Genomic DNA, 16,440 nt, shown 5'->3' on the forward strand with positions numbered 1-16,440 from the left:
AGTCCCACCGCGCCCCCTCCTCCCGAAGGCCGCTAGTTCGCGGCGGCCTTCTTGCTCGGGTCGATTTCGTCCTCGGGGCGCTCTTCCTGCGTGGCGCCCTCCCACGTCTCGCCCGCGCCCAGCTTCCACTCGGAGGGCACGTCCAGCTTCCACACGTACGTGGCCGTGGCGTCACCGCCCGAGGCCGCGCGCGAGGAGATGTTGATGGTCATGTCCAGCTTCGCCACCTCGAGGGGCATCAGGTCCAGGTCGTAGTGGCCCAGCACCATCTGCGGCGGGAACTCCGCGATGAAGCGCTCCGGGTGGTCGATCTTCATCGACGGGTCGGCGCCGCGCATCTCCCCCAGCAGCTTCCCCTTCGCGTCGGTCAGCTTCCACACCGTGTCGAACGTGGCGCTGGTGATCATCTTGCGCACCTTGCCCTCGTCCTTCAGCAACCGCTGGGCGCCCCACAGCGCGAGCTGCAACCGCACCTGCGGCTTGCCCATCACCATGATGACGTCCGAGGACACGACATCCAGGCGCATGCCCTTGTCCGTGGCCGTCCACACCGGGCGGTACCGCCCTTCACGCAGGCTGTCGAAGACCTTGCGCGTGTAGTCGTAGAACGCCTTGCGGTCTCCGGCGCGCTCGTCCTTGCCGCTCTCGGCGCGCTTCTCCAGCTCCTGGAGGTAGTTGTCGAAGTTCTTGTTGCCGTTGAACGCCTTCAGGTGGTCGTCCACCTGCTCGAAGTAGTTCTTGAAGAAGGGCTTCAGCTCCTCGCGATACGCGTTGTCGTCAGGATTGACTCGCATCCAGGAGACGCGCTCCAGATAGTCGGCGTGGATGCGCTGGATGTCCGCCTCACGCTGCGCCTCCTTGGTGCGGGCTGTGGCGCTGCGGTAGCTCATGATGGAGCCAAGCAGCACACCAGCGACGAGGACAATGACTCCGAAATAGCGCTTCAAGCGGCAGTCTCCTGTGCGGTGGAGCAGGCAGTGATATGAAAATTCCCCACCGTGATCCAGGCCACCGGCACCCACCTGTTCAACTCGCTGCTTCCTCTGGAGGAGGGAGAGCTGTTGCGCAACCCCCAGGTGGCTTGGGAGGCCTACGGGGAACCGTGCGACGGCAAAGCGGTGGTGCTGCTGCACGACGTGTCTCACTCGCACCGGGCGCTGGGGCCCGTGGAGGACTCCGCGTACCAGCCGTCTGGGTGGGCGCGGGAGCTGGTGGGCCCGGGGCGGCCGTTGGACCCGGACATCATGCCCATCGTCGTCCCGAACTTATTGGGCAGCCCCTTCGGGAGCACGTCACCGGCGACGGTGGACATGGAGACAGGCAAGCGCTGGGGGCTGAACCTGCCTCCCCTCACGGTGCTCGACATGGCGCGCGGCGTGTCCGCGCTGCTGCGGGCGCGCGGCCTGAACCGCGTCCGGGGTCTGGTGGGCGTGGGGCTGGGAGGACAGGTGGCGCTTCGACTGGCCGCGCTGTTCCCGGAGCTGTCCGACTCGGTGGTGGCCATCGGCGCGGCGCGGGCGCTCCCGGAGGGCGTGCGCGAGAAGCTGGGACTGGCGTGGCAGCTGCTCCGCGCGGACCCGGACTTTCGCGAGGGCCTGTACGAGCCGGACGCCCAGCCGCGCAAGACGATGCGGCGGCTGCGGCTGGACTTCCAGAAGCTGCTGTACGGACGGGAGTACCTGTCCCGGCGCTTCGCTGACGTCGACGCGGCGCGGGCCGCCCTCGACGCGGAGGCCGACGCCTTCTCCGACAGCTTCGATGCCTCGTCGTGGGCGACGCTGTGCTCGGCCTATGCGGGAGGCGACGTGGCGGACTGCTTCTCGCAGATTCGCGCGCGGGTGCTGCTCCTGGCGGGGAGCTCGGACGTGCTGGCGCCGGTGAACCGGGTGCGGGACACGTACCACCTGCTCAGCGCCGCGGGCGTGAGCGCGCGGATGGTGGAGTTGCCCGGCCCCGGAGACCATGGGGCGCTCTTGATGGAGCCGGAGCGACTGCACGCGCCGCTGGGGGACTTCCTCCGGCGCGTGGGCTGAAGCCGGCTACTCGCGGGGCTGCGGCGCGGAGAGCTTCCCGCGCAAGGCGCCCACCAGCATGCTGATGGCGATCTCGTTGTTGCCGCCGTGCGGGATGATGATGTCCGCGAAGTGCTTGGACGGCTCCACGAAGCCCATGTGCATGGGGCGCACGTGGCGCAGGTACTGGCTGACGACGTGGTCGAAGTCGCGGCCCCGGTCCTTGATGTCGCGGGTGAGGCGCCGGAGGATGCGCAGGTCATCGTCCGCGTCGACGTAGATCTTCACGTCCATCTCGTCGCGCACTTCCTTCATGTGCAGGACGAGGATGCCCTCGATGAGGATGATGTCCCCCGGGTCCACGCCCATGGTGCGGGGCTGACGCGACGAGGTGACGAAGTCATAGACGGGCTTCTGGATGGGACGTCCGGCCTTCAGCTCCCGGAGGTGCTTCACCAGCAGGTCGGTGTCGAACGCGTCGGGGTGGTCGAAGTTCACCTCCCGGCGGTCCGCGATGGGGAGGTCCTTCAAGTCCCGGTAGTACGAGTCCTGATCGATGAAGGCCACGCGACAGTCGGCAAGCGCCTCACGGACCTTTCGCGCGACGGTGGTCTTGCCGGACGCGGTGCCACCCGCGATGCCGATAACGAGGGGTGACGACGTCATTGCGGCGCGACCTACCCTACCGGACGGGCAGGCGCAAGGGTTCGGTCCACTCCTGGGGTGTCACCCAGGCGGATCAGCCGGTGATGGAGCCCCTCCGCCAGCACGGCCGGCGCCACCGACGCCGCCTCCCGGGGCCGGGAGGTCAGCTCCCGGAGCAGGTCCGCCAGGCCACGCGACACGCTCGACAGCTCATGTCCCGGGGACTTGCGTCGCACCGCGAAGGTCCAGGCCGCCGCCCCCGGGCGCCGAGCCACCTGCGCCAGCGCCTCCAGTCCGGACAGCTCCAGCTCCCCACATGCCCACGCACGGGCGGTGAGGTGTCGGCGCACGGCCCGGGAGGCGAAGAGCAGCTCGGACAGGTCCGCCGGAAAGCTCCCGGGACGGACGTCGTCCACCAGCCCCACCTGTCCCGGGCCCGGAAGAGGCACCGCCTTCATGAACGCGGTGGGCGCCATCATCTCCAGGCTCAGCGCGGCGGAGGCCCCGTCGTCGGGCCGCTCGCGCAGCCGTCGCATCGCCCAGGCGGAGAAGGTCTGCGCCAGCGAGCGCCCTCCCCCGCCGAAGAGGCTCCGGTACTCGCGCGAGCTGGTGAAGGCCACCAGGTCCTCGCGCGTGCCCGCCAGCAGCAGCCGAGACAGTGGCCAGTCCTTGTCCAGCGTCTCCGCCACCACGGCCAGGCGGAAGTCCTGGTCCGCGAGCGTGCCCTCGGGGTCCTCCGTCACGCCCGTGGGGACCAGGCCATGGCCCGCCTCGAACAGCTCCCACGGCCGGCTCTCCTCCGTCAGCGGAGGTGGAGTGCGCGGCTCGGGGGCGCGCAGGCGCAGCGGAGGACGCTCTCCCGGGGGAATCATCGCGCGCAGCCGGCGCAGCGACACCTGGGCCACCTCGGGAGGATGGCCGTCGCCCTCGAAGGTGACGGCGCGCAGCGAGGGACAACGCGGTAGCAAGGACTCCAAAAGCTTGAACAGCTCTTCCCGGACCGGCTGCGTGTGGTCATCGACGTAGAAGCCGCGCGCACCCCGGCGCGTCACCACGCCGCCCGCGATGTGGATTTCGACGACCTGCTCCAGCGGGAAGCCATCCAGCCCCGACTCCAGCGGCAGGCCGGAGGCGAGCTGATGACTGAAGAGGTGTCCCAGGTCGAGCAGCAGCGGCAGGCCCGTGCGCGCGTGCAGCTTCGCGAGGAAGTCGAGCACGTGCCACTCGCCCCGGCGCGCGAGCACCGCGGGGTTCTCCAGCACCAGGGGCATGGAGAGGTGTGACTGGACATGGAGCGCATGCGCCACGCAGTCCGCGAGCCCCACCTCGTTGAACGGAGGCGTGATGTAGAGGTAGCCCGGGAACGGCTGGCCCCGCACGTGCCACCAGCCCACGTCATTGCCCACCCACGGGCTGCCCACGGCGCGCGCGTGCGCGTCCAGGTCCTTCAACACGGAGGCGGGCTCCAGCTCCGGCCCCCAGAGATTCAGGTGCACGGGATGGAAGAGCACCGGCACGTCCGCGCGGCGGCTCCACATCTCGGGGAACAGCGAGGCCTGGGCGCGCGCCTCGTCCAGGGACAAGGGAGCGCTGTACTCGACGAAGTCGAAGAGGCCCGGTGACGCATCCAGCAGCCGGTAGGGCTGCGGTACGTCCGCCGCGCTCAGGTTGCTGCTCAGCCCCAGCCCCCGCCAGGGCAACGTCCATGCGTCCGAAACGGCCTGCGTCATGCGGCGGACCCTAGACCACCGCTCAGCCTTTGTGTTCGGGGTTCAGGGGCTGCCGAGCAAGCCACGCCAACCATCCGAGCGGCGCGCCGCCAGGGTTCTCCCGCGCATACGCGTGGAACCTCTCGATGAAGGCCCGGCGCTCGGCGATGTACGGCGCCTTGCGACGGGTGGGGTCGGCCTCCTTGCGAAGGTCATAGCCACCGAGCCGAGCCTGGCGCGTCAGCAGCGTGTCCAGTGGGAGCCGCTCGGCATTGCGCAGCATGTCCAGCAAGCACATGAACGTGGCGGTGCGTCCCTTGCCTCCCCGGCAGTGCAGGTGCACGTGCGCTCCCTCGCCGAGCGAACGCACTTTCTGGATGAAGTGCTCCACCGTCTCGTCGCGGGGCCGAGTGTGGTCGGTGACGGGAAGGCGCACGTAGCGCTCCGGTGGAAGCTCGAAGGCCCGCGCCTCGTCACGGACGTCACGGCACTCCCACTCGGTGGAGACGAGGGGCTCGCGGCGCTTCACCGCGCCGGCATCCCCCACCCTCACCGTCCGCGAGCGCGCGAGCAGTCGCAGCCGTCCGGCCTCCAGCGCCAGCGCCTCCTCGTCGGACAGTCCCGCCGCGCCCCAGTTGGACTCGGCGTACCAGCTCACCGCGGCGCCATTCAGGAAGCCATGCGACTCCTGGCGCAGGTCGAACACGTGCAGCGACTCGGCGCTCACACCCTCGAGTCGCCGCTCCAGGTCGCGGAAGCCCGCCACGGAGAGCTGAGCGCTTCCCGAGCACCGCAGCTCCGCGAGCCCTTGCGTGTCCAGCCCCGCCAGGTCCGGCGGTCGTGTCGTCGTGCGCAACAGCCGCGCCTCCTCCCCCCCGTCGTCGAGCACGAGCACGGCGGACGTCGCATCGGGAGCAAGGGGCGGGATGAGCATGGGTCAATCAAACGTGCTCTTCGTCCGTGATGGGAGGAAGAGACTGGTGCGGGCTGGCAATCGCCAGAGTGGGCCCGGAATTCCCCTGGGCGAGCTCATCGAACATCGAGCGGATTCGCTGGACCTCGTCGTCGCGCTTCCTCTTCTCCTCCTCGTCGGTCGTCTTGTCGGAGGCGTTCGTGACCAACCACTTGTGGAAGAGCTTCTTCATCTGGGAGTCGCCCAGGTAGTTCCGCGCGCCAATCGCGGCGGCGATATCCGCCTGGAGGGTCAACCGCTGGGTGGGCTGGAGAATGGGCGCCTGCGACTGGTGCAGCACGACGGCGTTCATCGACGAGCCGCCCACGAGCCGTGGCACGGCCTCGCCCTCCGTCAGACGCCGCCACACCTCGTACTCGCGAAGGACCTCCTCGTTCCTGTCACCAGCCCAGACGTCCACCTCGGTTCCCGTGCGGTCCACGTCGCCCGTCGTGTTCCACCGGGGAATGACCGCGCCCGGGCAAGCCTGGAGGACCAGCTGACGTGCCTGGGCCGCCTGCACCTTGAGCTCGCGGCCGAGATTGCGACCTTGCCGCATGTAGAGCGCCAGGCAGTCTCGCCAGAACGAACGCACCTGCGTCCTGCCGCTGCGTGAGCGGTTCAGCGCGGCGTTCCACACGTCGTCCCCGGCGAACTGGGGGATGGCACTCAAGTCACGGACCGTGTCGTCGGCATGCGAGCCCTGGAAGGTCTCGAACAGCGTGTGGAAGCCGCTCACGCGCTTGTCGTAGTAGAGCCGCCAGAGCACGGAGTAGCCGGCGGAGATGACCAGCCCCAACGGGATGTTGGCGAGGCCGGGCAAGGTCGGCACGAACGAGAGCCACGCCCTGATGCGTCCCTGGTTGTGGCCGGACGTGCCCGCGTAGAGCGGCGCGAGCATCAACCTCGACGAGACGACGTTCGAGCAGTACTCGTTGCGCGTCCACCCCGTGGAGAAGGGGAAGGCCTGTCCCGGGTCGTGGGGCGTCGCGCCCGCATGGACGCGCATCGCCACCGGCCACCCGTCGTAGCCAGCGATGTTGCCGGGCAGTCCACCCAGCGTGATCGGATCGAACTCCACTCGGATGTGGGGGCTGTGCTGCTTGCCGCCCGGAAGGATGCGCGCCAGATCGCTGATCAACACCTGATACCGCGCCACCGGCGGCAGCATCCGCCAGCGACGGTATTCCGCGCCGCCCGCCAGGGCCTGGAACGCACCAATCAACCCCTGATCCGCGACCGCCCGGGTGTCGAGGGCGTCGTTCAAGCAATCATGGAGTGCCCCGAGCACGCGAGGTTGCGCGGTCCCCGTGTCGGTGGGCTCCAACGGAACGCCTCGCAGGTAGTACGGAAGGTACTCCCACATGGTGTAGTTCGCCGCGATGTCGCCGTTGGCCAGACCGGTGGCCACGATGGAGAGCATCCGCCGCTGGAGCGCGCCCAACCCCGGGCTGCGCAGCAGTGACAACACCGAGATCTTCTCGATGGTGCGCGAGGGCCAGGTCGTCACCTCACCCACGAGCGCTCGGGCCGCCTCCGTCACATTGCGGTAGATCTGGATGCGATCTCTCCGGCCGGCGACGTTCAGCTCGCTGAAGAAGGGCAGCAACACCAGGTTGCGCAGCGTGCCCTGATTGAGGCCATGCAGGCTCCAGAGCCGCGCGTACTGCTCATCCACGTCGGAGCGATGCGCGTTGCGACTGCCCAGGTTTCCCGACAGCGGGCTCAGCCAGACCTTGAGCAGCTTCAGATACTTGTTCTGGACCTCCTCCGTGACGAACGCACCCGCGTTGACGGAGAAGTCCAGGCCCCAGACCGTGGTGGCGCGGTCGATGAGCGCCAGGCACACGGGGTCCGTCGCCGCCACGGTGAGCAGGCGCCTTCCGAACGCCACGGGGTCCGCGTCGATGGAGTACCAGGGGACGACGACCCGGACACCGTTGCCCAACCGGGGGTACGTCGCCGCGTAGTCCGCGAGGAGGATGGTCGGATTGGCCGTCGTGATGACCGCGTCGGCCTGGGCGTTGCTCCGCAAGAATATCAACATGGTGTCGTCACCCTCGGGACGCCGCCATGAGCAAGGAGCGTACCGGTACGCGGCGACCCTCCATGCGGGCAAGGGTCCCCGACGACCGCCACCCTGGCGTCAGAACGGGACGCGGCTGCGTTTGACGGGAACGCGCGGAACCTTTCGCGCCTGCCTGCTGTCGGAGTTGGGCGGCGATTCCAAGACATGGAGGCAGCAAATGAGGCGGAACCCCAGGGCCGTCGCGGGTGTCGTGTGTGCACTCGCGGTGGGCAGCATGATGGTCGCGTGCCGTTCGAGCGAGGACAGCACCAGCCCTCCCGCGATGGTGAAGGCACAGGGCGACACGAACGGAACCCAACCGGTCGCTGTCAGCCCGCGGCCCGCCATGAAGACCGAGCCCGCGAAGGAGGCACCCGCGCCAGCGCCAGCGGCCTCTCCGCCCACGACCCCGGCCCCGTCCGGGAAGGCGCTCAAGGACGCCCAGCAAGGCCTGGGGATGTTCGGCACCGGCGCGGGCGGTGGTGGCATCGGGGCCAGGCTGGGCCCTGGCGCGGGCATTGGCTCCATCGGCACGAAGGGCCGCGGTGGGGGCAGCGTGAACTATGGCTCTGGAGTCGGCGCGGCCCAGGCCCCTTCGGGCTCCAGTGGAACCCTCATGCAACGGAAGAACATGGCCTTCCTGTCGGGGAAGAGGGACACCTCGCTCGAGGACAAGCCCTCCACCTCGGACTCGGAGCCCTCGCGCAAGGCCGATGTGAACCCCTTCGTGACGACGGCGGAGGACCGGCTCTCCACCTTCGCGGTGGACGTGGACACGGCCTCGTACACGATGACTCGACGCAGCCTGATGGAGGGAGCGCTGCCTTCGAGCGACGCCGTGCGCGTGGAAGAGCTGCTCAACTATTTCCGCTACACGTATCCGGAGCCGACGCCGAGCGACGGCCCCTTCGCCGTGCACATGGACGCGGCGCCGTCGCCCTTCACCCCGAAGCGACACCTGCTGCGCGTGGGCGTCCAGGGCAAGCGCCTGAGCATCTCCGAGCGCAAGCCCGCGCACCTCACCTTCCTCGTGGATGTCTCCGGGTCAATGGGCTCACCGGACCGCCTGCCGCTGGCCCAGCGTGCCTTGCGCATGCTCGTGGACAACCTGCGTGACGGCGACACGGTGGCGCTCGTCACCTACGCGGGCAACGTGCGGCGGGTGCTCGGCCCCACGGGCATGGAGCGCAAGGCACTCATCCATTCCGCGATTGAAGACCTCACCGCCGGAGGCTCCACCGCGATGGGCTCGGGAATCGAGCTGGCCTACCAGGAGGCGATGAAGACGCTCGATGGGGCGTCCTTCTCGCGCGTCATCGTCCTCTCGGATGGCGACGCCAACGTGGGCAGGACGTCGCACGAGGACATCTTGAAGACCATCCAGGGCCACGTGAAGGAAGGCATCACCCTGACCACCGTGGGCTTCGGCATGGGGAACTACAAGGACACCACGATGGAGCAGCTCGCGAACAAGGGGAACGGCAACTACTTCTACGTGGACTCGCTGATGGCCGCGCGCCGCATCTTCCAGGAGCAGCTCGGCGGCACGCTGGAGGTCATCGCGCAGGACGTGAAGCTCCAGGTGGACTTCGATCCCGAGCAGGTCGCGCGCTATCGCCTGGTGGGCTACGAGAACCGGAACATCGCGGACCGGGACTTCCGCGACGACAAGGTGGACGCGGGCGAGCTGGGCTCCGGCCACACCGTCACCGCGCTGTACGAGCTGGAGCTGAAGCCCGGCGCGGGCGCGGGACTGGCCACCGTGCGCGTGCGCGCGAAGAAGCCCCGGGGAGTGAATGCCACCGAGCGCGCCCATCCCTTCCAGGCCGGTGCGCTCGCGAACTCATTCAAGGACGCCAGCGTCGACCTGCGCTTCGCGACAGCGGTGATGGGCGCGGCGGAGCTGCTCCGCAAGAGCCCCCACGCGGAGAACTGGAGCCTGGAGACCGTGCGGGAAATCGCACGCGCGGCGACTCCCGCGGGCAACGCGGAGCGTGAGGAATTCCTCGCGCTCTTGGAGAAGGCCCGGCCGCTGCTCCGAGGCGTGGCGGCGCGCTGAGCAGAAATGCGTGCCCATTGGACGACGGATGGTTTGTGCCAGGCTCATCGTCCAACAGGTATTGGGCCAGACGCGAGAGGCGGGCGGTCAGAGCGTGAAGGTGACCGTGTAGTTGGCGGCGCCGCCCGTATTTCGCTGTCGATAGCCCAAGTTTCGGGAGTTGCCCGTACAGGAATGATCACACAGGTTGAAGGCGGCGTACGGAGTACACGAGACGAACTCCCCTCCCCAATACCGCCCGCCTCCCTCTGCGTAGAAGTAGATGTATGAGCCCGGAATGGCATTGCCATAGACAATCTTGCATTGACCCGGCGTCAGACCCCACCACCCCACATTTCTCCAAGTACTCCCATCCACGGGAACGCAACTCGAGTCGTAGGTTGAGTGGGCGGTCCAGATGGTGGCGCTCGTCGCATTGCAGAACTGCATCCACGCATGGGCCTGACCGGCGCTACCCAACCCCACCGCCGCCGCCAATGCCATCGCAGCCTTTCTCTTCGACATATGAATCTCCTCGACATCAGAATGGGTGCACTACTTGAGGGAGCGCCGGGCGGCGCCTGGAGTGACGGCCCGCGAAGACGAAGAGGAGACGGTCTCCTCCACGCCCGCGGAGGCCGAGAACTGAGTGGTCGTCGTGGGGTCGACCACGTACCGGACGGGAACCGCCGTCAAGGCCTCCGCCGTATGCGTCGCGGCCAGCGCCTGCTCCGACGGCATCTCTTGGGCCGGCGATGCTTGGAGCTGCTCAGGTGGCGTCGCCGACGAATCCTCGAGCGGGTTGTCTCCGCAGCTCGCGGCCAGGGCAAGCAACCCAAGGCCAATGCATCTCACCTTCATTTTCATTGTGACACCCCTTTGATGGACAGCACTCGCAGTATGCATTTCCATTGAGTGGGTTTGTTGGTTTTCGAGGGCCACGGACCTCGGGGCACGGCTCGCATTGGTTGGCAGACATTTTGGTTAGTGGAGAGTCGACACAACTCCTTGCATCAATGACGACTCAGCATGGCAATCATTCGCGGGGCTGCAATGAACAACCCCGCATTCCGACTTGTGCGGGTGGCGGCTGCGGGTGGTGACGATGAAGGTGTGGCCGGTGCGGGCAATGAGTTGGCGCGGCAGTGGATTCGCTGGACGGAATTGGGCTTCCGGCCCATCGATGAAAGCGTGCACCTGGATGGAGGGCTCGGTGTTTCCATGCGGGGCGCGTGGGGTACAATCGGCGGTCCACCCCTACCCAGGAGCCCCTCCATGCACTCCGCGACGCAGGCCGAGATCGACGAGTCCCACGCGCAATTTCGAGGCGCGTGGCGGAGGATGGCGCTGGGGGCACGCTCGGGTGAAGTCGTCGAGCGCGCCGAAATCTACATCGCCGCGAGCCACGTCTCGTGGGCTCTGATGAACGCGTCGTTCCTGCGCGCCCCCGCGGAAACCGAGCAGGCCCTGGCGACCTCCGTCGCCTCCGCGGCGCGCTACTTCTCCACGGGCAGGCACGCGTGGACCTTCGTGATGTCCGACGACTGGCTCGCCCCCCAGGTGCGTGAGCGCGCCGAGGCCATCCTCGCCTGGTACAAGCTCAAGCCGCTCGCCGTCCTCTCCGGCATGGTGTGCGACCAGCTCACGGAGCCCGCACGCCCCCTGTCCTCCTTCGAGGTCCGCCCCGTGCGGGACACCTGGGGCCGGCAGGCCGTGGCCGACATCAACGCCCGGTCCTACGACGTGTCCCGCGAGACGGGCCGCGAGGCGTTCGACGTGGAGAGCCTCTACGACGCCGACTCCCGGGGCTTCGTCGCCTGCCAGGGTGACGCGCCCGCCAGCAGCACCGTCGTCACCCGCGTCGATGGCGTCGCATACATCTCGCTCGTCGCGACCGCGCCCGAGCACCGCCGGGCCGGAGCGGCCGAGGCCGTCATGCGGCGCGCGCTCCAGGAGGCGCGGGACGTCTGGGGCATCCAGCGCACCGTGCTCCACGCCACCGAGGCTGGCGAGCCGCTCTATACCCGCATGGGCTACCGCCCCGTGACGCGCTTCCGCGTCTACAAGGCGCCGCCTCCTGGGACGACCTGAGTCCGCGCGTCACTCCGCCGCCTCCGCTGTCTCGGCGGAGATGACGCCCTGTTCGATGGCGAGCGCCCGCAGCCGCGCCTTCACGCGCTGGAACTGCTGGCGCAGCGCCGCGGCCCGTCGGCTCAACGCCTCGCGCGTCAGCGGCTCGTCGGACTCCACCATGACGCGGGCAATCTCCGTCCAGGGCTGACGCTGGTCCACGCGCAGCATCAACAGCATGCGCTCCTGTGGCTCCAGTTGCTCGCGCAGCGCGCGGAAGCGCTCCTTCACCGCGGTCCGCTGCCAGGGGTGCGTGTCCGTGCGGTGCCGCTGAGGCTCGTTCGCCGCGGGCTCGCTCACAGGCTGCTCACGCAAGGCCGGAGAGTGGAGCTGGTGGTAGCAGGCATTGCGCGCCAGCCGGTACGCCCACGTGCGGAAAGAACTCTCCCATCGGAAGCCCGGCAACCCCTTGACCAGGTTCTCGCTGAACAGACCGAACGCATCCTTCGCCAGCTCCGGATGATGCAGCACGGACGCCATCAGTCGCCGCAGCTCCGGCCCATAGGTGCGCATGGCCAGCTCCACCGCCGGGCCATACTCGCCCCGCGTGCAGAGCGCGTGCAGCACCTGCTCCGCCTGCTCGCGAGGCACCGCGACCTCCGCCTCCGAGACTCCCCCTGGCTCGATGTTCATCGACACCATCACATCACGCTCCTGCTGTGGACCTGCCGGGAGGAGTCACGCACTCAGCGCTGTGATGTCCCTCGCATCACGGTCCAGGCACGGGCTCCTCCGCTTGGAGGTCCTGCACGGGAGGAAGCTCGACCAGCGGATGGCCTGGCCTCCGCTCCCGCACCAGCCGACCGTAGCCCAGGGCGCCCTGCGTCTCTGCGACGCGCAGGGCGAGCGTGCGAGCCGACACGGCCTCATCCTCGCGTCCCAGCATGGACAGGGCCTCCGCCTCCAGGCCCCGCAGCATCACCTCGTAGGAGCGCTCGCCCGTCGTCCCCGCTTCGCCCAGGGCCTCGCGCAGCGCGGAGAGCGCCTCGGTCGGCTGACCGAGCAGCAGGTGGATTTCGGCCAGCATGCCCAGGTTGTGCGGCATCCCCGCCTTGACTCCGGAGCGTCGCCAGTGCGCGAGCGCCGCCTGCATCAACGCGAGTCCCTCGCGAGCACTGCCCAGCAGCGCCTGGGCCCAGGCACGGATGAGCGTGGACCAGCCCAGCCACAGCCGGAAGTGGTGCTCGCGGGAGAGCGCGATGTTCCTGTCACACAGCTCCAGGGCCTCGCGGGGCTCGCGACGAAGCTGGGCGGACAGGGCCGCGTACTGCAACGCGAAGGCGGAGGTGTTCGCATGGCCGATGTCCATCGCCAACCGCAGCGCCTGACGCGCGTGCTCACGGGAGGCCTCGGGCGCGTCCATCACCGCGTGCACCACCGCCGCGTACGCCAGCGCCGCCACGCGGGGGTTGACCCAGTGCTTGACGGCGAGGACCTGGTGTTGCTCCAGTTGGAAGTCCGAGTACGTCAGCGCCAGCTCCACGTTCTCCAGCGCGGAGGCCAGTCGTCCCCACGTGAAGAAGTCCGTGGCCCGCATCCGGTAGCCCAGGGCCAGCAGCTCCCGCTGACCATGTCGTCGCCCCAGCCGCACCAGTCGCTCCGCCACCTCGTGGGCCTCGTCCCACTGCGCCCGCGCGAAGGCATGCGCGAAGGCCACCCAGTGCGGCGGCTCCAGTCGGGGCAGGTCGTCCTCCAGCTCTCGCATCAGGAAGCGGACGCGCGCGTGGACGGACTCGACCTCCGGCGCGGAGTAGCCCTGCACCTGCACGAGCGACAGCGCCAGCCCGAGGAGCAGCTTCAGCTCCTCGCCATCGAGCGTGCGGGACGGCGGTTGCGCGCGCAGCAACGTCAGGGCCTGTCGCAAGTGGCTGATGGCCTCAACGTTGGCCATGCGGCGGCTCGCCATCTCCCCTGCCCGAGCCCACCACCGGATGGCCGCCTCCACCTGTCCCGACTCCGTGTAGTGCCACGCCAGCAGCTCCGGCTGGACCTCCGTCAGCTCCGGGAACTGCTCCGCCAGCACACGAGCGACGCGACGGTGGTACTGCCGCCGCGCCTTCCGAGGCAGCGAGTCCGCGGCGGCGTCCTGGATGAGCGCGTGCCGGAACCCATAGCTGGGCTCCACCGTCTCGGTCGGCTGCAACAGCCCCTCGGCCACGAGGCCGGAGAGGTCCACGCGAAGCGAGTTCTCCGTCCGTCCCGACAACGACGCCAGCAGCGCATGGGAGAAGCTGCGCCCCACCACCGCGCAGAGCTGCGCCAGCTCCTTCTGTGAGCCGGGCAGCCTGTCCAGCCGCGTGAGGAGCAGCTCACGCAGCGACACGGGCACCTCCACCGACGAGGACTCGACACCGCGGGGCTCCTCCACCACCCGCCGCGTCAGCTCCTCGGCGAAGAGCGGGATGCCATCCGCGCGACGCACCAGCCGGGAGACCAGCTCCGAGGAGAGCGGCCTGTCTCCCGCCGCCTTGCGCACCAGCTCCCCCGCCACCGGTGGCGACAGTCGCGCCAGGCCCAACCGCTGCACGCGCGCATCATCAGTCCATGGCGGAGGCAGCGCGACGCGCGACGTGAGCAACAGACAGACGCGCAGCTTCGGCAGGCGGTCCAGGAGGAAGCCCAGCAGCTGCAGCGAGGACGGGTCCGCCCAGTGCAGGTCCTCGACCTCCAGCAACACCGGGCGCTGCTCGGACAGGCACGTCAGCAGATGCACCAGCGCGTCCAGGGTCTCCTCCTTGAGTCGCTCGGGGGCATGGCGCAGGTGCGGCGCGCCCTCCTCGCCGGAGAGCCCCACCAGCCCCGACAGCAACCGCGTGCGCCCCTCTCCCAGCCCGAGCACGCCCAGGCCTGCTTCCAAGCGCGCGCGGTGCTCCTTGGGCGTGCCCTCGACGTCGAGCTGGAACATGCGGCGCAGCAGGTCGATGGCGGGCGCGAAGGCGCTGGTGATCGACTGGGGCCAGCATTGTGCCCGGAGCAGGTGGGCCATGAAGGGCGGCACGCGCTCGCGCACCTCGCACACCAGCCGGGACTTGCCGATGCCCGCCTCGCCCGTGACGAGCACGCACGTCCCCCTCCCCGCGCGCGCCTCCTCCCATTGCTCCAGGAGGAACTGAAGCTCGGCGCGCCGTCCCACCAGCGGCGTGAGGTTGCGCGATACGAGTCCGCGGTCGAAGCGACTGGTGACCCGCCGTGGCTGCACCAGCCTGTACGGTGTCACGTCACGCACACCCGACAGTCCCGTGAAGCGCAGCGGCGGCAGGGCCTGTGTCACGAAGGCCCCGCGCGTCAGCACATCCGTCGAGTCACTGATCCACACCGTGCCCGGCGTGGCATGCCGCGCCAGCCATGCTGCCACACGAGGCGCCTCGCCCTGGATGGAGGCGTCATCCAGCACCACCGTGTCCGTGTGCACCCCCACCGTCACCGTCAGCTTCCGCCCCGGAAGCGACACGAGCGACTCCTGGAGCGTCGGTGCCACGGTGGCGGCCAGTCGCAGCGCCGCGCGCAGGGCCCGTTCGGAGTCGTCCTCTCTCGCCACGGGGTGACCGAAGCAACCGAGCACCTCTTCTCCGACACACAGGACGACCGTGCCGCCGTGCTGTCTCAAGACCTCCGAGCAGCTCCGATGGAACGCGGCCTCCAGCTCGCCCAGGTCCTCCGCATCCAGTCGCGCGGCGAGTCCCGCCAGGTCCGCCAGCCGACAGGCGACCAACGTCACCTGCCGTCGCTGAGGAGGCCTGGCACGCCTTGGCTCATGTCGCGGCGCCAGGCCCTCTTCCACCTCGCGCAGCCGCTCGCGCAGCTCCATCGCGGAGCGCAGCCTCGCCTCCGGGGCCTTGGCCAGCAGCTCGGCCAGCAGTCCATCCACGGGCTCGGGCACCTCGGGGGCTCGCGCGCGGACCGAGGGCATGGGCCCTGGAGACGTCACCTGCTCCCGAATCTCCTCCGGCGCGCCCAGGACGGGCGGCTCTCCCGTGAGCATCTCGTACAGCAGCACGCCGGCCGCCCAGAGGTCGGTCCGGGCATCCTGCGCTTCTCCGCGCCACTGCTCGGGCGCCATGTACGGCGGCGTGCCCGCGGTGGAGAGCAGCACATCGGGCGCGGTGCTCGCCGCCACGAGCCAGGACAGTCCGAAGTCGAGAATCTTCACGACGCCTGAGCGCGTGATGAACACGTTGCTGGGCTTGAGGTCGCGGTGGACGATGTGCCGCTCGTGCGCGTGCGCCAGCCCCGAGGCCACCGCGTCGAGGATCTCCATCGCCCGCCGATGCCCTGGCCGGCCGCGCCGCAACAGGGCCGACAGGGACTCGCCCTCCAGACACTCCATGACGAGGAAGGGAACCGGCGGCTCTGTCGGCTCGCTGCTCCAGAGGTCCACGTTGAAGATGCGGACGATGTGCTCCTGGTCCAGCTGCGCGATGGCCCGTCCCTCCTGCCGGAGCAGGGAGATCATCGGCGCCTCGGCGATCGACTCGTGCGGGACGAGGAACTTCAGCGCCACGGGCCGCTGGAGCTCCGTGTCGAGGGCACGGAAGACCTGCCCCATGGCCCCTCCGCCCAGCTCCTCCAGCACCTCGTAGCGCTTCCCGTCCCGGTCGCCCACGCGCATCCCGGGGACAGGCAGGCGAGGAGGCACGGAAGCCCGAGCCACCTCACGGAGGAAGGCGTCGTCGAAGTCGTCGTCCTCGACGGCGTCCGGCTCGCGCTCCAGCATGGAACCGTCGCGCCGCTCCTCGTCCTGGCCGCTATCAGGCATCACCGTGTCCCCTGGGTATCCTCCGCGTCTATTCGTCCTCCTGAGTTCACATTAGGAACGGTTGTCCCCAAGTCCCAGGCCCCCTTTCGACTCCTGCCTGTCCACGAACCACCGGGTGGGACGAGCGGGC

At 69.1% G+C, this 16,440-nt stretch carries 12 protein-coding genes; 3 read left to right on the forward strand and 9 right to left on the reverse strand.

What is annotated here, in order from left to right:
• Positions 1-32 precede the first annotated feature (32 nt).
• Positions 33-947, reverse strand: coding sequence for a hypothetical protein (locus tag ACN469_RS18985; protein ID WP_498769885.1), 915 nt, complete (start codon positions 945-947; stop codon positions 33-35).
• Positions 948-998: 51 nt separating this feature from the next.
• Here ACN469_RS18985 and ACN469_RS18990 point away from each other — a divergent pair, with 51 nt between their 5' ends.
• On the forward strand, positions 999-2,033 hold the full coding sequence (locus tag ACN469_RS18990; RefSeq protein WP_498769887.1) for an alpha/beta fold hydrolase: 1,035 nt from the start codon (positions 999-1,001) through the stop codon (positions 2,031-2,033).
• A gap of 6 nt (positions 2,034-2,039) precedes the next feature.
• Here ACN469_RS18990 and udk read toward each other — a convergent pair whose 3' ends face one another.
• The 4 genes from udk to ACN469_RS19010 are packed head-to-tail and all read right to left on the reverse strand — an operon-like array spanning position 2,040 to position 7,365.
• Positions 2,040-2,678, reverse strand: coding sequence for a uridine kinase (gene udk / locus ACN469_RS18995; RefSeq protein WP_141643739.1), 639 nt, complete (start codon positions 2,676-2,678; stop codon positions 2,040-2,042).
• Between the two features lie 11 nt (positions 2,679-2,689).
• Positions 2,690-4,387 (reverse strand): MbnB/TglH/ChrH family RiPP precursor modification enzyme, encoded by a 1,698-nt coding sequence (locus ACN469_RS19000; RefSeq protein ID WP_498769889.1) that lies wholly within the window; start codon positions 4,385-4,387, stop codon positions 2,690-2,692.
• 22 nt (positions 4,388-4,409) lie between these two features.
• Positions 4,410-5,300 carry a phosphatase domain-containing protein gene (locus tag ACN469_RS19005; protein ID WP_498769891.1) on the reverse strand — a complete coding sequence of 297 codons (891 nt, stop codon included), beginning with the start codon at positions 5,298-5,300 and terminating at the stop codon, positions 4,410-4,412.
• Positions 5,301-5,307: 7 nt separating this feature from the next.
• Complete coding sequence (locus tag ACN469_RS19010; RefSeq protein ID WP_498769892.1) at positions 5,308-7,365, reverse strand: hypothetical protein; 2,058 nt, start codon at positions 7,363-7,365, stop codon at positions 5,308-5,310.
• A 367-nt stretch (positions 7,366-7,732) separates the two neighbouring features.
• On the opposite strand from ACN469_RS19010, the gene ACN469_RS19015 reads away from it, so the two are divergent.
• Positions 7,733-9,445: a vWA domain-containing protein gene (locus ACN469_RS19015; protein WP_498769894.1), complete on the forward strand. Its 1,713-nt coding sequence runs from the start codon at positions 7,733-7,735 to the stop codon at positions 9,443-9,445.
• 87 nt (positions 9,446-9,532) lie between these two features.
• Here the strand turns inward: ACN469_RS19015 and ACN469_RS19020 are convergent, their stop codons facing one another.
• Entirely contained in the window at positions 9,533-9,949 is a 417-nt protein-coding gene (locus tag ACN469_RS19020; protein WP_498769896.1) for a DUF1036 domain-containing protein, read from the reverse strand.
• Between the two features lie 30 nt (positions 9,950-9,979).
• Positions 9,980-10,291: a hypothetical protein gene (locus ACN469_RS19025; RefSeq protein ID WP_498769898.1), complete on the reverse strand. Its 312-nt coding sequence runs from the start codon at positions 10,289-10,291 to the stop codon at positions 9,980-9,982.
• A 408-nt stretch (positions 10,292-10,699) separates the two neighbouring features.
• Here ACN469_RS19025 and ACN469_RS19030 point away from each other — a divergent pair, with 408 nt between their 5' ends.
• Entirely contained in the window at positions 10,700-11,515 is an 816-nt protein-coding gene (locus ACN469_RS19030) for a GNAT family N-acetyltransferase (protein ID WP_498769900.1), read from the forward strand.
• A gap of 9 nt (positions 11,516-11,524) precedes the next feature.
• Here the strand turns inward: ACN469_RS19030 and ACN469_RS19035 are convergent, their stop codons facing one another.
• On the reverse strand, positions 11,525-12,196 hold the full coding sequence (locus ACN469_RS19035; RefSeq protein ID WP_498769902.1) for an RNA polymerase sigma factor: 672 nt from the start codon (positions 12,194-12,196) through the stop codon (positions 11,525-11,527).
• A 67-nt stretch (positions 12,197-12,263) separates the two neighbouring features.
• On the reverse strand, positions 12,264-16,310 hold the full coding sequence (locus tag ACN469_RS19040; protein ID WP_498769904.1) for a protein kinase domain-containing protein: 4,047 nt from the start codon (positions 16,308-16,310) through the stop codon (positions 12,264-12,266).
• Positions 16,311-16,440: the final 130 nt, after the last annotated feature.

Origin of the sequence: Corallococcus terminator (assembly GCF_049194865.1) — a bacterium.
Classification (GTDB): Bacteria; Myxococcota; Myxococcia; order Myxococcales; family Myxococcaceae; genus Myxococcus; species Myxococcus terminator_A.